16 protein-coding genes and 1 pseudogene are annotated in these 21,468 nt (G+C 37.1%); 13 read left to right on the plus strand and 4 right to left on the minus strand.

Going from position 1 to position 21,468, the window contains the following annotated elements; all coding sequences use genetic code 11:
* The first annotated feature begins 20 nt into the window (after positions 1-20).
* From IPM14_03490 to IPM14_03500, 3 genes are all read left to right on the plus strand, one after another.
* Positions 21-482, plus strand: a complete 462-nt coding sequence (locus tag IPM14_03490) for a DinB family protein (protein MBK9097182.1) — start codon at positions 21-23, stop codon at positions 480-482.
* A gap of 163 nt (positions 483-645) precedes the next feature.
* A complete protein-coding gene (locus IPM14_03495; GenBank protein ID MBK9097183.1) occupies positions 646-1,332 on the plus strand; it encodes a DUF4397 domain-containing protein in 687 nt (228 codons plus the stop codon).
* A gap of 126 nt (positions 1,333-1,458) precedes the next feature.
* A complete protein-coding gene (locus IPM14_03500) occupies positions 1,459-2,187 on the plus strand; it encodes an ABC transporter ATP-binding protein (protein ID MBK9097184.1) in 729 nt (242 codons plus the stop codon).
* A gap of 49 nt (positions 2,188-2,236) precedes the next feature.
* On the opposite strand, the gene IPM14_03505 is transcribed toward IPM14_03500, so the two are convergent.
* Complete coding sequence (locus IPM14_03505; GenBank protein MBK9097185.1) at positions 2,237-3,064, minus strand: hypothetical protein; 828 nt, start codon at positions 3,062-3,064, stop codon at positions 2,237-2,239.
* Between the two features lie 153 nt (positions 3,065-3,217).
* Here IPM14_03505 and IPM14_03510 point away from each other — a divergent pair, with 153 nt between their 5' ends.
* A complete protein-coding gene (locus IPM14_03510) occupies positions 3,218-3,643 on the plus strand; it encodes a CBS domain-containing protein (GenBank protein MBK9097186.1) in 426 nt (141 codons plus the stop codon).
* Positions 3,644-3,652: 9 nt separating this feature from the next.
* Here IPM14_03510 and arcC read toward each other — a convergent pair whose 3' ends face one another.
* Positions 3,653-4,603: a carbamate kinase gene (gene arcC, locus IPM14_03515; GenBank protein ID MBK9097187.1), complete on the minus strand. Its 951-nt coding sequence runs from the start codon at positions 4,601-4,603 to the stop codon at positions 3,653-3,655.
* A gap of 265 nt (positions 4,604-4,868) precedes the next feature.
* Between arcC and IPM14_03520 the strand changes: the two genes are divergently transcribed.
* On the plus strand, positions 4,869-5,420 hold the full coding sequence (locus IPM14_03520) for a leucyl/phenylalanyl-tRNA--protein transferase (protein ID MBK9097188.1): 552 nt from the start codon (positions 4,869-4,871) through the stop codon (positions 5,418-5,420).
* Positions 5,421-5,484: 64 nt separating this feature from the next.
* Here IPM14_03520 and IPM14_03525 read toward each other — a convergent pair whose 3' ends face one another.
* Together IPM14_03525 and IPM14_03530 are read right to left on the minus strand one after the other, a co-directional pair.
* The gene (locus tag IPM14_03525) at positions 5,485-6,807 is read right to left on the minus strand and encodes a hypothetical protein (GenBank protein ID MBK9097189.1); all 1,323 of its coding nucleotides are present in this window, start codon (positions 6,805-6,807) and stop codon (positions 5,485-5,487) included.
* A 68-nt stretch (positions 6,808-6,875) separates the two neighbouring features.
* The gene (locus IPM14_03530; protein ID MBK9097190.1) at positions 6,876-8,069 is read right to left on the minus strand and encodes an aminopeptidase P family protein; all 1,194 of its coding nucleotides are present in this window, start codon (positions 8,067-8,069) and stop codon (positions 6,876-6,878) included.
* A gap of 296 nt (positions 8,070-8,365) precedes the next feature.
* Here IPM14_03530 and gdhA (IPM14_03535) point away from each other — a divergent pair, with 296 nt between their 5' ends.
* The 8 genes and pseudogenes from gdhA (IPM14_03535) (at position 8,366) to IPM14_03570 (ending at position 21,223) form a co-directional block, all read left to right on the plus strand.
* On the plus strand, positions 8,366-9,706 hold the full coding sequence (gene gdhA, locus IPM14_03535) for an NADP-specific glutamate dehydrogenase (protein MBK9097191.1): 1,341 nt from the start codon (positions 8,366-8,368) through the stop codon (positions 9,704-9,706).
* A 288-nt stretch (positions 9,707-9,994) separates the two neighbouring features.
* Positions 9,995-12,906: pseudogene (locus tag IPM14_03540) on the plus strand (histidine kinase).
* Positions 12,907-12,908: 2 nt separating this feature from the next.
* On the plus strand, positions 12,909-14,360 hold the full coding sequence (locus IPM14_03545) for a PAS domain S-box protein (GenBank protein ID MBK9097192.1): 1,452 nt from the start codon (positions 12,909-12,911) through the stop codon (positions 14,358-14,360).
* 6 nt (positions 14,361-14,366) lie between these two features.
* Positions 14,367-15,014, plus strand: coding sequence for a response regulator transcription factor (locus IPM14_03550; protein MBK9097193.1), 648 nt, complete (start codon positions 14,367-14,369; stop codon positions 15,012-15,014).
* Between the two features lie 157 nt (positions 15,015-15,171).
* Positions 15,172-16,533: an NADP-specific glutamate dehydrogenase gene (gene gdhA / locus IPM14_03555; protein MBK9097194.1), complete on the plus strand. Its 1,362-nt coding sequence runs from the start codon at positions 15,172-15,174 to the stop codon at positions 16,531-16,533.
* Positions 16,534-16,752: 219 nt separating this feature from the next.
* On the plus strand, positions 16,753-19,749 hold the full coding sequence (locus IPM14_03560; protein ID MBK9097195.1) for a histidine kinase: 2,997 nt from the start codon (positions 16,753-16,755) through the stop codon (positions 19,747-19,749).
* Positions 19,750-19,772: 23 nt separating this feature from the next.
* Positions 19,773-19,976 carry a hypothetical protein gene (locus tag IPM14_03565; protein MBK9097196.1) on the plus strand — a complete coding sequence of 68 codons (204 nt, stop codon included), beginning with the start codon at positions 19,773-19,775 and terminating at the stop codon, positions 19,974-19,976.
* Positions 19,976-21,223, plus strand: coding sequence for a Glu/Leu/Phe/Val dehydrogenase (locus IPM14_03570; protein MBK9097197.1), 1,248 nt, complete (start codon positions 19,976-19,978; stop codon positions 21,221-21,223). The genes IPM14_03565 and IPM14_03570 overlap by 1 nt, the downstream gene beginning before the upstream one ends.
* The last annotated feature ends 245 nt before the right edge of the window (positions 21,224-21,468 follow it).

The raw sequence follows: 21,468 nt of genomic DNA on the forward strand, positions 1-21,468 counted from the left end.
CAAATCAAAAAGGATTTTATTTGAAAGAAGAACTAAAAAAAGTTATTGACCGGTTACAGGAACACATCAATTTAGTTCCATTAGAATTTCTGAAATATCCTGAAGGAGAACTGAGAAGAAAACCTGCACCCGACAAATGGTCTAAGAAAGAAATATTAGGACACCTCATTGACTCAGCGGCCAATAACCATCACAGATTTATTAAAATTCAATTTATGCCCTCTCCGTTTTTAGTTGAATCATATGCTCAAAATGATTGGGTGAGAATCCAAAACTATAATCAAAAAGATACACAACAACTTGTCGAATTTTGGAGAACTTATAACGAACACATCATATACATAATGCAAAACACTCCGGATCAAAATCTTGATATTGAACTAAAACCGCAGGATGCATTTGCAAAGGCTAACACTTTATTCTTGTTGATGAAAGATTATGTAGATCATATAGATCATCATTTAAAGCAGATTTTCAGCTAGAACTGCATTTCTGAATCTATTCCCACAATTTTTTCCACTTCTGAACGTTTCTATCCATATTTTAAATAATTTTTTCACACGACGGAACTTCATAGCTAAACACTGTGTTATAACTTTTGTTCATTAAGTATTTAGTTTCAACAATTCATAAAAGGATAAAAAAATGAAGTTCAGAAATCTTATTTTAGCTCTTGCAGTGTCAATAACTGCATTTACTTTCGTTGGCTGTGATGATGAAGAGGATCCAATGCAGCCGGTTCCATCAAATTCTTCAACAATGGTAATTCACGCATCTCCGGATGCACCAGGTGTTGATATACTAGTTGATAATACAGTTGCCGGTACAAACTTGACTTACTTGCAGAATACTCCTTACCTGACCTTACCAAGCGGTACAAGGAATATTAAAGTTAATGTTACAGGTACAGCTACTACAGTAATAGAAGGCAATATCAATTTTGAAAAAGATAAATCTTATTCAATTTTCGCAGTAAACTCTGTTGCAAGTATTGAGCCGTTAGTTCTCGAAGATAATTTGGCAGCGCCAGCATCTGGGAAAGCTCATGTCAGATTTATTCACCTATCTCCTGATGCACCAGCAGTTGATATTACTCTTGCCGATGGTACAGTAGTTTTCGGTAATGTAGCATTCAAAGGATACACTGCTTTTACTCCGCTTGATGCCGGAACTTATAACTTGCAGGTAAGACTCGCTGGAACTTCAACAGTTGTGCTTGATTTGGGTAGCATCACACTTACATCTGGTGATATCTACACAGCATATGCAAGAGGTTTTGTAGCCGGAACTGGTAATCAGGAATTAGGTGCAGCAATCATCGTTAATAATTAATTTTCAATAATTTTCACTTAGCTAAGCCGGATTGCATAATAATGCGATCCGGTATTTTTATTTTTAAATCCTGCTTATAATACTCCTGTCTTTTATCTATTTTAAAGAAGATAATTAATTACATCTATGATAGAAATAAAGAATCTCCACAAATCATTTAACAGCAACAAAGTTCTTCAGGGAGTAAATCTTGAAATTGAAACCGGAGAAACTTTAGTGATTATCGGCAGAAGCGGATGTGGTAAGAGTGTTTTAATAAAGCATATTGTTGGTCTGCTTTATCCGGATGAAGGTTATGTAAAAGTGGAAGGCCAGAGAGTCGATGAACTTAGTATGAAGGAACTTTATAATCTGAGAAGTAAGTTCGGTTTTTTATTCCAGGGTTCCGCGCTTTTCGATTCAATGACAGTCGAAGAAAATATTGCACTGCCGCTGGTTGAATCCGGGAAAAAATTTTCAAGAATGGAACTTGATAAAAAAATTGCAGAAAAACTTGAATTGGTCGGAATGGCTGGAGTTCAAAACCTGAAACCCGCCGAACTTTCCGGTGGAATGAAAAAAAGAGTTGGACTTGCTCGTGCCCTTATTACTGATCCCGATTATATTTTTTATGACGAACCAACAACAGGGCTGGATCCTATTATGTCTGACTCGATTGATGACCTGATAAAAGAACTGACTGAAAAATTAAATGCAACTTCGGTAGTTGTAACTCACGATATGTACAGCGTAAAAAATGTTGCTAACAATGTTGCAATGATGCATGAGGGAAAAATTTATTTCCTTGGTTCTCCTGCCGAGCTAATCTCTTCTAATGATAGAATTATAAAAGAGTTTATACAGAGAACAGAATAAAAAAGGCGAAGAAAATTCTTCGCCCTACTTAATAATCTGAATAATTTATTTACTGTCCTAAAGGAAAGTTCACACCAATATTTACAGAAATATAACTTGGCTTCTCAGATTCTTCTTCATATTCCTCCTGAGCAACCCCACTCACTTTACTAACTATACCCGGGTCATAAGTGTATTCAACAGTAGGTCCTTCACTGAATAAGATTGCATACTCAACAGCTGCCTGTAATACAACAGAACCAAGCATCATATAAAAACCTACAGCAGGTACAACACCGAATCCTGTATTACTGAAGCTTTCATCTAAAACAAATGGTTCTCCTCCAAATTCATATTCTTCAGTCCAATTAACCGCATAGGTTTGGAAGAAAACTCCGAGTGCAGCACCGATATAAGGTTTGAATGATCCATTTGTTGAAAACAGATAATAAGCACCAAGCAAGATCGGTATCTGTGAGTAGGTGTCTTCATATTTGTATGAAAATCCAGCTTCACTACCTTCTTCAGTTTGAGTACCAAAATTTATATAACCTACGCGTAAAGCAATCAGGAATGAAGTTGAGACTAGATATGAACCAACAACGTGTCCGGAAAATCCTGTTCCGGCGACGTGTTTAAATCCATCATCACTTCCCATTGGAAATGAAACATCGGCAAGTATTCCCAGCATTATCATTCCCTTTACGAATTCTCTCATGTCTGCTGGTGGGGCTGAGGTTACAGGAATGTTGAGCTTGAGGTTTTGCTCGATGTTTTTATTGATAATTGAACTTGTAGTTTCACCAGTAATTTCAGCAGGTAATTTTAGTTTTAACTCTGCGAAAGTTAAAGATGAGACAAAAAGAAATGTGAAAAGAACCAGAAAAATTTTCTTCATAACAGCCTCCTATGTTATTGATAAATAGTTTAACGTTGCATATTATTTAGCAACAGTTAAAAATATGAAATAGTGTATAAAAGTCAAACAATTTTTGGCTCTTTGCATCTGAAAGGATAATTTTTATATTGAGCTTTAAAAGAAGGAACAACAATGGAAAACATTAAAGAAATACTGCACAACCGTGAAATATTCACTGTTGAAAAGGGGAGTACTATCAAAGATGTAGTTTACTATATGGCAGAAAAGAAAGTTGGTCTCGTTCCTGTCATGGAGGATGGAAAGCTGGTTGGAGTTTTTTCTGAAAGAGATCTGGTCAGACGTGTTATTGCACAAAATAGAAGTCTTGACGAAACCAAAGTCGAAGATGTGATGAGTACCAAGCTGCTTATTGCTGATATCGGTGAAGCGAACGAATCTGTACTTGCTAAAATGAAGGAAGCAAATACAAGACACATTCTGATAATTGAAAATGAAAAGCTGGTTGGTGTATTGGCGATGAGGGATTTGCTGGAACTTGATTTATCCGCGGCTAGAAGAACAGTTGAAGTTCTTAACAACTACATATATTCAAAATAAAATATAAAATTAATCATCAGCAACAATCCTTGTTCCGCATTCGGAATTGCTGAGCTGTGTTGATTCAGTAATTATTGTTTCCTTCCCCCCGTTTTTAATAAACCGGATTGCAGATAAAATTTTTGGTCCCATACTACCGTCCGCAAACTCACCTTCTTCCAAATATTTCTCAGCTTCAACCACAGTAATCTTTTCAAGTTTTTGCTGATTTGGCTTGTGGAAATTAAGGTAAACATTCGGAACATCGGTAAGTATATAAAATGCATCTGCGTTAATTTCTGCTGCAAGCAATGATGAAGCAAGATCTTTGTCAATTACAGCTTCCACACCAACAAGATTTTTCTTTCCATCTAAATAAACAGGAACACCGCCGCCTCCTGCAGCAATCACGATATTGCCGCGTTTAACCAAATCACGAATTACCTTTTTATTTAGAATGTCAATTGGATCTGGTGAAGGAACGACTCTTCTCCAGCCTCTTTTTCTCGGATCTTCTTTGAAAATAAATCCTCCTGATTTTGCCAGAAGGTCCGCTTCTTCTTTCAGATAAAATCTGCCGACAGGTTTTGTTGGTTCGATAAATGCCTGATCATTCTTATCTACGAGCACCTGGGTAATTACAGTTACTACATTCTTTCTGATCTTATGCTCGCGGAGAATATTCTTTACCTGTCTTTCAATCATATATCCGATTCCACCCTGCGAATCTGCAACACAAATATCAAGAGGCATTTGAGGAATTTTATATTCTTTATAACCTGCTTCGTTTCTTAACATAATATTTCCAACCTGCGGACCGTTACCATGAGTTATAACTAGCTCATAACCATCTTTAAGAAGTTTTAGAAGATGTAAACAGGTGTCATAAGTATTCTTTTCCTGCTGCTGGATTGTACCAACTTCATTACCTCTAAGGAGAGCATTTCCGCCAAGTGCAACTACTGCTATTTTTTTATTCATATAAGATTTACTTAACAATCAATTTCAAAAATGAGGCGTAAATTTAAGCAGGGATTACTGCAATTAAAATGATTATGTGTTTGTCACCCTGAACTTGTTTCAGGGTCTTTAGTTCAGATTCTGAAATAAATTCAGGATGACAATGATAACTGGAATTATTTGGGTAGGCGGGTTTGATTTTTTATGTTAATATTAGACAAAAGCAAAAATAACTGTGAATAGCAAAGAAAACTTCAATCCGAAAGAACTTCTGAAGCCCGAAAATATGATCCGGCTGTATGCGAGCGGTGCGTTTCCGATGGCTGATGCTGGGACTGGAAATATTAATTGGTATTTACCTGATGTTCGTACAATCATTCCACTCGATAATTACAACATACCCCGCTCCACAAAAAAAGCAATTGAAGATAAAAATTTCGAGATAAGATTTGATACTGACTTTGAAGGAGTTCTTGAAGGTTGTGCCGACAGAGAATCAACCTGGATATCTGAAGAACTGAAAGATGCTTATAGAAGATTAAAAAAACGCGGACACATTCACACAGTTGAAACGTGGAAAAACGGAAAGCTTGCCGGCGGACTTTACGGAGTTACATTCCGTGGTGCATTCTTTGGTGAAAGTATGTTCTCAAAAATTTCGCAAGCGTCCAAAGCGGCACTTGTTGCTTTGCTGAAACATTTGAAAGAAAAAGATTTTGTTCTTCTGGATGTGCAGTATATGACCGAGCACTTAAAAATGTTTGGTGCTATTGAAATTTCTTTTGAGGAATACACTAAGCTGCTGCATAGAGCTTATGTGAAAGTGTATGAGTTTTAATATATCACAGTGTAACTGTGAATGACTTTAACTAATTATTTCTTATTTTCAAAAAAGTAAAATTTTAATTAGTTCTTTTACCGAGCACTATAATTGCATCTGTCCCCAATTCCCCTACCGCACAAATAGTGTTCCCCTTAATTTCAATTGAACTAAAAATTGCACCGGTTGAAATTTGACCAAATGTTGTCCAATCAACACCATTATAATGTGCTATTAATCCAAGTGTTCCACATACAACAATATCATTTAATGCAGAACCTCTAACACACGAAATATAATACTGAAATGAAATATCAGGAATTTCCTGCCAATCTCCGGTCTTATTTGTAAATAGTTTATTCCCTGCCACATAGATTGGAAATGATTTGTTTGTCCAAACAGAACTCAAATCAGAATTTATACTCCAATTTAAATCCTGAACTATATTTTGATCATTTATTCTTAATAACTTGGTTTCATCTTGAGGTTGCAGATGCAATCCTGTAATGTATTTAATTTGTTCATCATCGATTGGTTCTATAGTTCCCCAAATATCTGATAAATATGTCTCAGTTCCACTTTCAATTTCATTCCATCCGGAATTAGTTATGTGATAAATTGCACCATTCCTCCCGACACAGAAAATATTATCCTCATTGTATGCGTACATTTGAATAACTTGGCCATCAAAACTCATATCTTTAATAAAGAATGCTTCTTCGATCCAAACTCCATTTACATTTTTCATTAGGTTTGCCGAGGAAGCAACATAAATATTATTATCAACTTCTTGAACTGTACAAACTTTCTTAGGAGAAGGCGGTGGTCTTGGATTACCATAATCACTCATTGGAACCTTAATTAATTTCCAATTGCTACCATCCCAAAATCCTGCGCCATAAACTTCATAATCAGTTTGTCCTGAAGAATCTGGTAGATATACCTCGCCAACAACCCAGATATAATTTTCATCAATTACAGAAACGTCCCTTAGTACAGAATTGCCGTAATTTGGATTGCCATATGTAAATACCTGCCAGGTAAAATTTTGACTAGTAGGTGTGAGAGTATTAATAGTTAATTCTTCACTCCTGCTAACAACATAATCCTGTTGTTTCAATAATGCTGTAAATTTGTAATTAGTGTCTTCGGTTAAATCGGTTATCAGGAGAATAGTATCATTACCAACTAGATTAAAAGATAGATTCATAGTATCGTCTTTTAGCAATTCAACTTGTCTTGAGCTAGAGTTATTAATTTCTATATATAGGTAAGCTTCTGTTACAGAAATGTCAAATAATTTTAGGGATATACTTGCCCCGTTTTGAATTGGTGGTTCGGTTGTATCGCAGCTAATAAAGTAAACTAAGATAACGAATGAGAAAATTATTATTATGGTTTTCATTTCCTTTAAAAATTTAAAAACCAATTATGTTAAAGTAGAGACGCATTGCGATGCGTCTCGACAAATTGTTAAGGTTCTACTAAAATCAATTCCTTCTGCGGAGGAGATATAAACTCGCAGCCAGTTTTTGTGATATAAACTTCTTCTTCAATTGTTGCAACGCCGTAACCTTCAATCGGTAGTCTAGGTTCAATTGTAAAAACTTGTCCTTCTTCCAAAGACATAAAAGGTGCATTGCCATATCTTTCCCACGCAGGGAACATTCCCGCAACTCCATCGTGAACAGTTTTGCCAACCTGGTGACCAAGTCCGTGAGGATATTCAGGATAACCATTTTGTGTTATGTACGATCTTGCAATCGTATCCATATCAACACCTTTTACTCCGGGTTTTACTGCATCAGCAACTTTTTGAATTGAATCGCGGATAACATTAAATCCTTTTTGGACAGCCTCAGGTGCTTTTGTTTCGCCGTCGTTTAATATGTACCATGTTCTCTGCAAATCGGAACAGTAGCCTTTGTACTTAATTCCGAAATCCATATTAACTATGGTTCCATTTGTGATAACTTTATCACTTGGACCTTCGTGCGGACCGTTTGGATTCGGACCAGCGAAAACAGCAGGACAATGACCTTCTTCCCACGCAGCTTCAAATCCTTTTTCAGTGTGGAGTTTTCTGACATAGTTCGCAACCTCTATTTCCGTCATTCCGGGTTTCATAAATTTTGTAACTGCATCGAAAATATTTAATGTCTCTTTGATTGCCTCTTTCATTAATGCGACTTCTGTTGCTGATTTTCTTCCTCTCAAAGCAGAAATAATTTCTTCTGAGCTAACGAGTCGTTTTGCATATTCAGTACCTTCGAGATGCTCGAGAAGAATCTGGTACATTCCATAAGTTAAACCATCAGCAAGCACAGAAGTTTTGGAAAAATTTATTGCAATCTTGGCCGGATTCTTTCTGGCAATATAATCTCTGAAGGGTTCACGAATTGATTTAAGGTAGGGAATAATATTTTTATACAAACCTGGTTTCTTAAAATTTCCTTCTTCCATTGAACCAACAATTGCCGTTGTATCACCATCTTTATTAATACACAATGCTGCCTGCCAGGTTGAATTTACCCCGGAGATCATGTCCATCACAGGATCGGTCATCATCGAGCTCTCTCGGACAAATGTCAGCCACATATCAATATTTTTTTCTTTTAGAATATCTACTGCCTGGTTGATTTTTTCTTTAAGAATAGTGTTATCCATGAAAACTCCTGTTCATTAATAATTGGAAGAAAGACTATTGCAATTTATCAATTAAACGCAGAATATTCTATTTTTCAATGGAAATCTGTAAGTGCCAGAGGTGATATTTATCAAAACAATCTATTGCTTTTGCTGATAATTAAGGTTTTGAGTGACCTATTTCGTAAGTTTCTCATAACAAATAAAAAGATTTTTTATTTATCAATTAAATCATTTGGGGAAATTGATTTTAGAATTCTAACTACAAAAAAAATTTCATTACCAACAAGTCAAACAATTAATACACAGAGGTTTACATGTCAGAATACTTAGAAAAAATATTAAAGGATGTTAAAACAAAAAATCCAAACGAGCCGGAATTTCATCAGGCAGTTCAGGAAGTTCTCGAATCACTTGAAGTTGTGCTTCAGCGTCATTCCGAATACAGATCATTAAAAATTCTTGAGAGAATGGTAGAGCCGGAAAGAGTTATTATGTTCCGAGTTCCGTGGATGGATGATCAGGGAGAAATTCATATCAACCGTGGATACAGAATTGAAATGAACAGTGCGATTGGACCATACAAAGGCGGATTACGTTTTCACCCGTCTGTTACTCTCGGCATATTAAAGTTTTTAGCGTTTGAGCAGGTATTTAAAAATTCACTAACTACGCTTCCAATGGGCGGCGGTAAAGGCGGATCGGATTTCAATCCAAAAGGAAAAAGTGATAACGAAATTATGCGCTTCTGTCAAAGCTTTATGACTGAACTTTTCAGACACATTGGTCCTGATACAGACGTACCAGCAGGAGATATCGGTGTTGGTGCAAGAGAAATTGGATTTCTTTATGGACAATACAAACGATTGAAAAATGAATTCACCGGAGTTCTTACCGGAAAAGGATTAAATTGGGGTGGATCGTTAATTCGTCCGGAAGCAACAGGATTTGGATGTGTTTACTTTGCACAGGAAATGCTGAAGACTAAAAAGACTTCCTTTGATGGAAAGACTGTAGCTGTTTCAGGTTTTGGTAATGTTGCATGGGGAGCTGTAATGAAAGTAAACGAGCTTGGTGGAAAAGTTGTTACTCTTTCCGGTCCGGATGGATACATCTATGATCCTGATGGAGTGAAAGGTGAGAAGATAGATTATATGTTAAAGCTGCGTTCAAGCAATAAAGATATTGTTGAAGATTACGCAAAAGAATTCAAAGTAAAATTCTTCCCTGGTAAAAGACCATGGGAAGTTAAAGTTGATGTTGCTCTGCCTTGTGCGACACAGAATGAAATTTTTGCAGAAGATGCAAAAGAATTAGTGAAGAACGGCTGCATCTGTGTTTGCGAAGGTGCAAATATGCCAACTACAATTGAAGCTTATGATATTTTCAAAGAAGCTAAAATTCTTTATGCACCTGGAAAAGCTTCTAACGCCGGAGGTGTTGCAACATCTGGATTGGAAATGTCGCAGAACAGTATGCGTCTGCCATGGTCAAGAGAAGAAGTTGATAAACGTCTTCACGAGATTATGGTTAGAATCCATGACACTTGTGTATCAACAGCAGAAAGATTCGGAGCTCCGGGTAATTACGTTAACGGTGCAAACATTGCCGGATTCTTAAAAGTTGCTGATGCAATGATTGATCAGGGGCTTGTTTAATTAAAAATTAACAATTTACAATTAATAATTAAGCGGTTCTTCGAACCGCTTTTTTATTTTGAGTTTCCTAAATCGATAGTAAATACAAAAAAAAGATTCTGATAATTATTCATTCTTAATTGTTCATTGTTAATTGGGAACTGCTTTTCACCTGCTCTTTTTCTATATTAGACAGTAAGAAAAAACAAACCTAACATCACACACTGAAAAATGAATAAAGAATTTTCAATAAAAGAAATCAAGCTCGAGAATATTTTTCACGCCCGGCTTAAAAAGTTCCAGAAACTAATGCATTACAAGATTCAAAATATTCTTCTTGTATCCAGCATTTATGACTATTACCTGTTTGAAGAAGACGGAAGACTTTATGAATTAATAAGAAGCGAATATCAGAATTTAAATCTTAGTCAGGCACCAGAAATAACTCACGTTACCACCGGCGAGGAAGCTTTGCAGCTGCTCCAGGCGGAAAATGAATTTGATCTGATCATCACCACATTGCACATTGAAGACATGCATGTCGTTAAATTCGCTAACCAGGTAAAAGCTGATGGTATTGAGCTTCCAATTGTACTTCTGGCTTATGATAACAAAGAAAGAAAAGAACTAACCACTCATTATGACACTTCAGTGTTTGAAAGAATTTTTATCTGGAGCGGCGATTATCATCTTCTTATTGGAATAATTAAATATCTTGAAGACAGAATGAACGTAGTTGAAGACACAAAAGATATGGGTGTGCAGGTCATCATTCTTGTTGAGGATAATGTAAAATTTTATTCTTCCTATTTGCCTCTTGTTTATACTGAGATATTCAATCAGTCCCAGCGGCTAATATCAGAAGGAATTAATATCACACACAAATATCTGAGAATGAGAGCCAGGCCCAAGATTCTTCTTTGCACAACTTATGAAGAGGCGTGGCATTATTTTGAAATGTACGAGGAGAATGTACTTGGAATTATTACAGATAATAATTTCAGGCATTATGGGGTGCGTGACCTTGAAGCAGGACTTAAATTCGCAACGGCAGTCAAGGAAAGACATAAAGATATACCCATCCTGATTCAGACAAGTGATCAGAATCTTGAAGATAAAGTAAAAAGAATCGGTGCCTCATATCTCTATAAAAATTCACCGCGTCTGCTTCATGATCTGCGAGAATTTATGCTCGATCATTTTGGGTTTGGTGATTTTGTTTTCGAATTGAAAGATGGAACAGCTGTAGGTCGTGCTGTAAATTTGAGAGAACTTGCCGATCAGATTGCAAAATTCCGGAGGAAAGTCTTCTTCATCATGCAGAAGGTAATCACTTTTCAAGATGGCTGAAGGCAAGAACAGAATTTTATCTTGCTCATCAACTTAGACCGAGAAAAGTGACAGACTATGAATCCCCGGAACATTTACGGAAGGATCTCATAAATTCAATAATAAGTTATCTCGAGGAAAGAACGAAAGGTGTAATCTCAGATTTTAAAAAGGAAACGTTCGATCCTAAAAACAGTTTTGCTAGAATTGGTGGCGGCTCGCTTGGCGGAAAAGCCCGTGGGCTTGGTTTCATTAATACTCTGATTGCTAACTACAATATCAAATATATCTTTAAAGGCATCGAAATTTCAGTTCCTTCTGCAGTTGTAATCGGTACTGAAGTTTTTGATCAGTTTATTTCTGAAAATAGTCTGGAAAGCTATGCGTTTACTGAAAGCAACGACATTAAAATCACACAAAAGTTTATTGAAGCATTTCATTTCCCAAAAGAAATAAAACAGAAACTTTATGACTTTCTCGAAATAATTAAAGAACCACTTGCTGTAAGGTCTTCAAGCTTGTTGGAAGATGCACAGTTTCAACCATTTGCCGGCGTTTATCAGACTTATATGCTGCCGAACAGTAATCCTGATATTAATGTACGTCTTGAAGAACTGCTGCAAACAATAAAAGCTGTATATGCTTCTACATATCATCAAAAAGCAAAAGATTATATGAAAGCAACGGCTTACCGTCTCGAGGAAGAAAAGATGGCGGTGATTGTTCAAAGACTTGTGGGTTCCGAACACAAAAGAAAATTTTATCCTGATTTTGCCGGAGTAGGAAAGTCATTCAACTTTTACCCGGTTCCTCCGCAAAAATCTGATGACGGAATTGCTCTGGTTGCACTTGGACTTGGTAAAACCGTAGTCGAAGGAGGAAACACAGTTCGTTTTTGTCCAAGATATCCGAAACACCTTCTTCAGTTTTTTTCAACAAAAGAAACACTTATGCATGCTCAACAGGATTTCTTTGCTCTTGATCTTAATGGAAAGCTTGACCATCATCCCGAATCAACAAAAGATCCTCTTGTAAAAAAATATGATTTATTAGAATCAGAAGCTGACGGAACTTTGTATACAGTCGGTTCAACATATTCTCCTGAAGATGAGGCGGTTTATGATGGAATTTCACGTGAAGGAATCAGAGTTGTTACCTTCTCACCAATTTTAAAACATAAAATGTTTCCGCTGCCAGAAATTCTGAATATGCTTTTAGGTTTGGGAACGTGGGGAATGGGCTCGCCAGTTGAAATTGAATTTGCTGTCAACCTGAGTGTTCCTTCTGACAAACCAAAAGAATTTGCAATGCTGCAGATGAGACCTCTTGTAATAAGCAGGGAAGTAGATGAGCTTAATATCGAAGTCAAGAATGATGAACTCATCTGTCAGAGTACGCAAGTGCTTGGCAACGGTGCCATCGATGGAATTTTTGATCTAGTTATGGTTGACCATAATAAATTCGATAGGGGAAAAAGCAAATTAGTTGCAATGGAAATTGCAAAACTGAACACAAAACTTCTAAGTGAAAAAAAACCGTATATTCTTATTGGTTTGGGTAGATGGGGTTCACTCGATCCGTGGCTTGGAATACCGGTTACCTGGGATCAGATATCAGGCGCTTCTGCGATAGTTGAATCCGGTTTTAAAGATTTTGAAGTCGAACCATCTCAGGGTTCACACTTTTTCCAGAACATTACTTCATTCCGTGTAGGTTATTTCACTGTAGATGCTTCGCATAAAATCGGATTTATTGACTGGGACTGGCTTGACTCACAGCCAGTCGTTGAAGAGTTTGAGTTAACCAGACATATAAAGTTTGCAAAACCAATGACGGTTAAAATAAACGGTCATAAAAATATCGGGATAATTTTGAAGCCGGGCATTACATAAAAATGAACGACATTCTGTTAAAAAAAGATTTGATGAATATTGACCTGCTCTTTGGTCAGCTCTGGGAAATTTCTGTCGACGGAATGAGACTAATTGACGAGAAAGGTAAAATATTATTGGTGAACGATTCCTTCTGTAAAATTTTTCAGATTGAAAAAGAAAATTTACTTGGGAAACCTTTTTCGATTGTTTATGCTGATGGAGAACAGGAAGAGGCACTTGAAGTATATCAGCGGGACATTCACAAGAACGAGCTCAAGACATTATTTGAACGTGAAAACATACTCTGGAATGGCAAAAAAGTATGGTTCGAATTTTCAAATTCCTTTCTCACTCTGCCTGATGGCAGCAAGATCACTCTAAGTATAATTAAAGATATTTCAGAAAGAAAAAAATCAGAAATTGAGCTGCGTGAAAGCGAAGCAAAGTTTAAAATGCTTTTTAATAATGCGAATGATGCTGTCTTTGTAACTCAGCTTTCAAACGAAAAATCGTATGGTGACTTCATTGAGGTAAATCAAGTTGCCTGCAAAAGATTAGGTTATTCGAAAGAAGAATTTCTGCAATTGAGTCCCTCGGCCATTGTTTCCCAGAAAAGTATAAGTGATTTTAATACGAAGACTGAACAGCTGTTGAAAGAAAGCCATGTAATTTACGATACAGTTCATCGAGCAAAAGATAAGAAATTAATTCCGGTGGAAGTAAATTCACATTTATTTTACTATAACGACAAACCTACTGTTCTCTCAATAGCGAGAGATATTACCGAACGGAAGCAAGCCGAAGAAAAATTAAAACGCACAAGTAAATTGTTAAGAGAACTTGCAACACATCTTCAATCTGTGCGTGAAGAAGAACGGACGATGATAGCTCAGGAAATTCACGATGAACTGGGTCAGGTGCTGACTGCTTTAAAAATCTATATTGCACTACTTGCAAATAAACTTGATAAAAATCAGGAACCGCTAAAAGAAAAAATAAATTCACTTTCCGAATTGATTGATGCCTCAGTTGAATCTGTCCAGAAAATTTCATCAAAATTAAGGCCCGGGATTCTTGATGAACTTGGACTTGCAGCGGCAATCGAATGGCAAACTGAAGAATTTGAGAAAATGACAAGCATTAAATGTTCACTTGTTCTTCCGAAAGAAGAAATAATTCTTGAAAAAAATAAATCCACTGCAATCTTCAGAATATTGCAGGAAGCATTAACAAACATTGCGCGTCATTCCCGGGCGACCAAAGCGGCAATATCTTTGCTTAATCACCAATCAAATATTTCGCTGGAAATTCTTGATAATGGAATTGGAATCACTCAGGAACAGATTAAAGATTTTAAATCACTCGGTATTCATGGTATGGAAGAAAGAGCTTTGGTATTTGGCGGAGAAGTTTCAGTTGAAGGAATTGCAGGTAAAGGGACAACAGTTAAAGTAGTAATTCCGGTGGATTAGATTAAAATGACTGTTAAAAAAATAAAAATTCTTATTGCAGATGATCATGCAATTGTCCGGGAAGGATTGAAGCAAATCGTTGCCGATGAGAAAGATATTTTAGTATCAGGTGAAGCAGAAAATTCTGAAAAGATGATGGAACTTCTTCAGAATGAAAGATGGAATCTAGTAATTCTTGATATTAATATGCCGGGCAAAAGCGGTCTAGAAGCATTGAAAGATATTAGGATGCTTTATCCTGATTTACCCGTTCTCATTTTAAGTATGTTCAGTGAGGATCAGTACGGAATAAGAGCAATAAAAGCTGGTGCGTCCGGCTATCTTAAAAAAGTAAGTGCACCGAATGAACTTGTAACCGCAATTAGAAAAATTGTTTCCGGAGGGAAATACATAAATCCATCTCTTGCAGAAAAGCTTGCTGAAAAATTTGGTAAGACTGAGAAGGAACTTCCACACGATAAACTTTCTGACAGAGAATATCAGATAATGTGTAACATTGCACTCGGTAAATCGGCTGAAGAAATAGCAGAAGAATTATCAATTAGCATCAATACAGTTTATACTTACAGGAATCGGATACTGGAAAAGATGTCAATGAAATCAAATGTTGAGCTGACACAATACGTACTTAGTAATAAACTGGTTGAAATTTAATCCTCTCTTGAATCAGAACTACTTGTAACAAATTCTGTTACACAACTTTCACAGTTTCTATTCTTTTCTTACACAATCCAAAAGATTAGTTTCAACCAAAGATTATTCAATTATAATCACAATGCTAATTATTAATTCAAAATTTTCCGGAGGTAAAATGTCCGAATACGTAAAAGACTTAATGGCTGAATTAAAGGCGAAACATCCCGCTCAGCCGGAATTCCACCAGGCAGTACAGGAAGTTGCCGAATCGTTATCACTTGTACTGGAGAGACATCCCGAATACCGCTCAGCAAAAATTCTCGAAAGAATTATTGAACCCGAAAGAGTTTTAATCTTCAGAGTTCCATGGGTTGATGATCAGGGAGAGATCCACATCAACATCGGTTACAGAATTGAAATGAACAGTGCAATTGGTCCTTACAAAGGTGGTTTAAGATTTCACCCATCTGTAAATCTTGGAATTTTAAAATTCCTTGCATTCGAACAGGTATTCAAAAATAGTTTAACCTCATTGCCGATGGGCGGTGGAAAAGGCGGATCTGATTTTGATCCCAAAGGAAAAAGTGATTTAAAGATTATGAGATTCTGCCAGGCATTTATGAGTGAATTGTTCAGGCATATTGGTCCTGATACAGATGTTCCTGCAGGAGATATCGGTGTTGGCGGAAGAGAAATTGGTTATCTGTTTGGTCAGTATAAAAAATTAAGAAATGAATTCACCGGTGTTTTAACAGGTAAAGGTTTGAACTGGGGCGGTTCATTAATTCGACCTGAAGCCACCGGTTATGGAGCCGTTTATTTTGCAGCAGAAATGTTGACAACCAAAGGACAAACACTCGAAGGAAAAACCTGTCTTGTTTCTGGCAGCGGAAATGTTGCACAATATACTATTGAGAAACTTATTGAACTTGGTGCAAAACCTGTAACACTTTCAGATTCTAACGGATATATTTATGATGAAGAAGGAATCAACAAAGAAAAACTTAACTTCATTATGGAATTAAAAAATGTGCGACGCGGCAGAATAAAAGAATATGTTGATAAATACAAAAAAGCAGTTTATAAAGATATCGATCCATACCTTGACCATAATCCATTGTGGGATCACAAAGCACAATGCGCATTCCCGAGTGCAACTCAGAATGAAATAAACTGGATTGATGCACAGAATCTTGTAAAGAATGGTGTCTATGTTGTGAGTGAAGGCGCCAATATGCCGACAACTATCGAAGGTGTTAACATCTTTCTTGAGAACAAAATTCTTTACGGACCGGGCAAAGCAGCAAATGCCGGCGGTGTTTCTGTTTCAGGTCTTGAAATGTCGCAGAACAGTATGCGTCTGCCCTGGACAAGAGAAGAAGTCGATAACAGGCTTAGGATGATTATGAAAAACATACACAAGACCTGTGTTGAAATGGCTGATAGATTTGGAACACCAGGCAATTATGTAAACGGTGCAAACATCGGCGGCTTCCTGAAAGTTGCAGATGCGATGATTGATCAGGGTGTTGTTTAAGAACTTTCCCACATCGATGACGAAAAAACCGAAATAATTTAAATCATCGATTCAATAGGCGAAGCAGGTTCAAGCCTCTCGAAGAGTCCGGCTGACTCTTCTGAGTCAGACGACCTCTGCTTCGCCTTTTTATTGAAGGAAATTGACAATTAAAAATTGTAAATTACATCTGGTTTCAATTCATAATATATTTTAAAAGAAATATTTAATCAGTAACTCATGGATTACATAAAAGAATTTAAGAGTAATCCCGAAGCCGATTGGGTTGAGCATGGTTATGGAACCCGTTTTCAAGGTTTCCAGAACCTTATGCGTTTGCGTGTTACCAATATTCTGCTTGTTTCCAGTCTTTACGATCTTTATCTCTTTGAGGAAGATGGTCGTCTTTACGAACTTATCCGTAATGAATACCAGGGGTTAAATCTAAGTCACTCACCGGAACTTACCAGGGTCTCCAGCGGTTATGATGCAATCAATCGTGTAAAGGAAGAAGGACGATACGATCTGATAATCTCAACTATGCATATCGAGGACATGACAGCTCTGAGTTTTGCCAAGCTTGTAAAGAATTCAGGTCTGGATGTTCCGATTGTTCTGCTTGCGCATGACAACAGAGAACTTAAAACTCTTCTATCTAACCCAGAAAGTTCTGTATTCGAAAAAGTTTTTATATGGACGGGCGATTTCAGAATTATCATAGGGATAATAAAATATCTTGAAGACAAGCTCAACGTTGAACACGACAGTAAAATTGTTGGTGTTCAAAATGTAATTGTCATAGAAGACAGTGTAAGATACTATTCTGCTTTTCTTCCCATTATTTATACAGAGATGCTGAAACAAAGCCAAAGGTTGATTTCAGAAGGAATAAATCTCACTCATAAATATTTAAGGATGAGAGCAAGACCAAAAATTCTTCTTTGCACTACTTACGAAGAAGCGTGGGAACATTTTGATAAATACAAAGAGCTTGTCCTTGGTGTTATCTCAGATATTGCATTTCCTAAAAATGACGAGCTTGATGATACAGCCGGAATTAAATTTGCCAAAGCTGTAAAAGAAGCTGTTAGTGATATCCCTATACTTCTTACTTCTAATGATTCATCCAATGAAGAAGACGCGAAGAAAGCAGGCGCTGCTTTTATTCTGAAGGATTCACCAATCCTTATAACAAGGCTCCAGCACTTTATGAACAACAATTTTGGTTTTGGTGATTTTATTTTCAAAACTTCAGATGGCATTGAAGTCGGCAGGGCGAACGATCTGAAAAGTTTGGAAGATCAGTTAAAGATTGTTCCTATTGAAAGTATTAAGTATCACGCAGAAAAAAATCATTTCTCCAACTGGTTTAAAGCACGAACGGAATTCTGGCTGGCTCATAAACTGAGACCCAGAAAAGTTTCTGATTATTCAACCGGTGATGCATTGAGAGAAGACCTGGTTCATTCGATCCACAATTATCGAATGGCTCGTCAGCGTGGAATAATTACTGACTTTAACAAAGAAACATTTGATCCCGAAAGCAGCTTTGCCAGGATCGGCGGGGGTTCGCTTGGTGGAAAAGCCAGAGGTCTTGGTTTTGTTAATACTCTTATCAATGATTACCAGCTTCGCGATCAGTTTGAAGATGTTTTGATTTATGTTCCGCCGGCTGTTGTGCTGGGGACAAATGTCTTTGATGATTTTCTTGATATGAATAACCTGAGAAGTTTTGCATTACATTGTGAAAATGATGAAGAGATAACTCAAAAATTTCTCGAAGCTTCAAAATTCCCTGAAGATATACTCGGCGACCTTGCAGCTTTTCTGGATATCATCCGCAATCCGCTCGCTGTAAGATCTTCAAGCTTGCTGGAGGATTCTCAGTATCATCCGTTTGCAGGTGTCTATCAGACTTACATGATTCCAAATGATAATGCCAATCCGCTGATTCGTCTAAACGATCTTCTCACCACAATCAAAAGAGTTTATGCATCAACTTTCTATCAGAATGCAAAGAACTACATCAAGGTTACTTCTTACAGATCTGAAGAAGAAAAGATGGCTGTAATAATTCAGAAAACGGTTGGAAATTATCACGAGAACAGATTTTATCCTGATTTTTCAGGTGTGGCGAAATCATATAATTTCTATCCATTGCCTCCACAAAAATCCACCGACGGAATTGTTTCAACTGCACTCGGTTTGGGTAAATGGGTTGTTGAAGGTGGTAATACAGTTAGATTCTGCCCTAAATATTCTACTGACCTGATTCAATTTCATTCGGTAAAAGAATCTCTCAACAGCAGCCAAATGGAATTTTTTGCTTTGCAGATTGATGAAAAAACTGATTTCGGAAATGTTACTTACGATAAGTTAGTAAAAACATTTCCATTGAGTGTTGCAGAAAAAGATGGACCGCTGAGATTTGTTGGTTCAACATACATCCCTGAGAATGATGCAATATACGATGGACTCGGGAGGAACGGAATCCGACTTGTTACGTTTGGACCAGTACTCAGAAATAAAATTTTTCCGCTCGCAAATGTTCTTGAATTACTTCTTGAGATGGGAAACTGGGGAATGGGCACTCCGGTTGAAATTGAGTTTGCGGTTAACATATCAAAACCTTCAGGGAAAAAGAAAGAGTTTGGCTTGCTGCAGATGAGACCGCTGGTTGTTAGTCATGAATTTGAAGAATTAAAGCTCAACGACATGCCGAAAGATAAACTAATTTGTCAGAGCAATCAGGTGCTGGGTAATGGAATCATCAAGGATATCTGCGATGCTGTAGTTGTTGATTATAATTTGTTTGATCGTGCAAAAAGCAGGGAAGTAGCTGCGGAGATTTCGTCTTTAAACAATAAATTGATTGCGGAAGGAAAACCATATTTACTTGTAGGAGTTGGACGCTGGGGTTCGCTTGATCCGTGGCTTGGAATTCCTGTTACGTGGGAACAAATCGCAGGTGCAAGAGCAATTGTTGAAACATCTTTCAAAGATATGGCCGTTGAGCCTTCGCAAGGTTCACACTTCTTTCAGAACATAACTTCATTTATGATTGGATATTTTACGGTGAACTCAACTCAGCAAAATGGTTTTGTAGATTGGGATTGGCTGCTTGCTCAGGATGCTGTTGAAAGCAAAGTATATACTAAACATATTAGATTTGAGAAGCCTGTTGTAATAAAAATGAACGGACACGAAAATAAAGGTATTATCATAAAACCCACTTGAAATTAGAAAATTTGGAGTAGCACTTGGCGGAAGAAAATAAAATAACAAGAGAAGAAGTTCCGGATGCCTGTCCGCACTGCGGCAACAAGTTATCGCCGTGGCAACAGGTTCTTCTTGCAACAGACAGGGCGCTTGTCTGCAAGAAGTGCTGGTACAGAATTATTTTGGATGTAAACCCAATCTCAACTAAAACAGATTCAGATAAAAAGAATAAAGGTTCAAAGTAATGGAATCCTACAATTCATTTAAAGTCGCACGTCAGCAGGTTTTAGAAGCAGCTAAAATTCTTAACCTTGATGATGCAACAACAGAATTTTTAAGCACACCTCAGCAGGAAGTAAATGTCACTATACCGGTCAAAATGGATTCGGGTGAAACAAAAATATTTTATGCTTTCAGAATTCAATACAACCATGCAAGAGGTCCGGCAAAAGGAGGAATCCGATTTCATCCGGAAGAAACGGTCGATACTATTCGCGCTCTTGCCTGCTGGATGACTTGGAAGACTGCAGTTGTCGATCTGCCTCTAGGCGGAAGTAAAGGTGGTGTGCGCTGCAATCCAAAACAATTATCAGAAACTGAACTTGAAAGAGTATCGAGAGAATATATCCGTGCAATTTCCCCGATGCTCGGAGTGGATATTGATGTCCCCGCGACAGATGTTTACACAAATCCGCAAACAATGGCATGGATGATGGATGAGTACGAAACCATAACAAAACGGCATAGTCCCGGTGTTTTCACAGATAAACCTTTGCAAGTTGGAGGTACAGAAGGAAGAAGAGATGCAACTGCCAGAGGAGGAATAATAACAGTTCGTGAAGCATGCAAAGCTTACGGATTCGATCCGAATAAAGAATTTGCAATACAGGGATTTGGAGATGCCGGACAGAGAGCTGCGCTTCTTCACAAAGAAATGCTGGGTGGTGGAAAATTAATTGCTGCGAGTGATTCACGCGGAGCAATTGTAAACAAGAACGGATTAGATCCTGAAGAACTTGTACATCATAAGCTTAAAACCGGATCGGTAATGAAGTTTCCGGGAAGCAAAGAAATTCCACATGAAGAATTATTGGAGCTTGATGTTGAAATTCTCTATCCCGCAGCTCTTGAAAATGCAATCAATATAAAAAATGCAAAAAACATAAAAGCTCGTGTTGTGTGCGAACTTGCGAATGGTCCAACCACTCCTGAAGCGGATTTAATTTTATTTAAAAATAACGTTCACGTTATTCCTGATATACTTGCAAGTGCAGGAGGTGTAACAGTTTCATACTTTGAGATGGTTCAGGATAAGTCTCTTTTCTTCTGGGAGGAAGACGAAGTTCATAAACAACTAGATAGAAAATTAACTCTTGCTTACAAAAGAGTTCAGGAAGCTATAAAAGAAAAGAAAGTTCATCCACGTCTTGCAGCAATGCTCGTCGGTGTTGCTCGCGTTGCACAGGCTTGTCAGCTCAGAGGATGGGTTTAAACTAATCGAATCCTTTTTATCTGACCATTTTTTTGATTGCAGAAAAATATTTTCAATTAATCCTTTCTAATTAGCAATAGTTTATTTGCTTTCTGCCAAATAAAAATATTTAGTTCTCGCTTCAGAAATAACATTTTTCATCTGTAAAAGATTATCAACTAAGAATATTTCTTAACATTTTCTATTTACAAATTTTTTTTACGAAGTTTGGGTGTAATTATTTCGGTTTTTTCTGATGAATGCTT

The organism is bacterium (genome assembly GCA_016716565.1).
Lineage (GTDB): Bacteria > Bacteroidota > Ignavibacteria > Ignavibacteriales > Ignavibacteriaceae > IGN2.

Excerpts from the sequence above, each read along its gene's own strand:
- IPM14_03500 (MBK9097184.1), top strand. The coding sequence starts at position 1,459 with ATGATAGAAATAAAGAATCTCCACAAATCATTTAACAGCAACAAAGTT.
- IPM14_03560 (MBK9097195.1), top strand. The coding sequence starts at position 16,753 with ATGGATTACATAAAAGAATTTAAGAGTAATCCCGAAGCCGATTGGGTT.
- IPM14_03550 (MBK9097193.1), top strand. The coding sequence starts at position 14,367 with ATGACTGTTAAAAAAATAAAAATTCTTATTGCAGATGATCATGCAATT.
- IPM14_03505 (MBK9097185.1), bottom strand. The coding sequence starts at position 3,064 with ATGAAGAAAATTTTTCTGGTTCTTTTCACATTTCTTTTTGTCTCATCT.
- IPM14_03510 (MBK9097186.1), top strand. The coding sequence starts at position 3,218 with ATGGAAAACATTAAAGAAATACTGCACAACCGTGAAATATTCACTGTT.
- gdhA (MBK9097191.1), top strand. The coding sequence starts at position 8,366 with ATGTCAGAATACTTAGAAAAAATATTAAAGGATGTTAAAACAAAAAAT.
- gdhA (MBK9097194.1), top strand. The coding sequence starts at position 15,172 with ATGTCCGAATACGTAAAAGACTTAATGGCTGAATTAAAGGCGAAACAT.
- IPM14_03525 (MBK9097189.1), bottom strand. The coding sequence starts at position 6,807 with ATGAAAACCATAATAATAATTTTCTCATTCGTTATCTTAGTTTACTTT.
- IPM14_03530 (MBK9097190.1), bottom strand. The coding sequence starts at position 8,069 with ATGGATAACACTATTCTTAAAGAAAAAATCAACCAGGCAGTAGATATT.
- IPM14_03520 (MBK9097188.1), top strand. The coding sequence starts at position 4,869 with ATGATCCGGCTGTATGCGAGCGGTGCGTTTCCGATGGCTGATGCTGGG.
- IPM14_03545 (MBK9097192.1), top strand. The coding sequence starts at position 12,909 with ATGAACGACATTCTGTTAAAAAAAGATTTGATGAATATTGACCTGCTC.
- IPM14_03570 (MBK9097197.1), top strand. The coding sequence starts at position 19,976 with ATGGAATCCTACAATTCATTTAAAGTCGCACGTCAGCAGGTTTTAGAA.
- IPM14_03495 (MBK9097183.1), top strand. The coding sequence starts at position 646 with ATGAAGTTCAGAAATCTTATTTTAGCTCTTGCAGTGTCAATAACTGCA.
- arcC (MBK9097187.1), bottom strand. The coding sequence starts at position 4,603 with ATGAATAAAAAAATAGCAGTAGTTGCACTTGGCGGAAATGCTCTCCTT.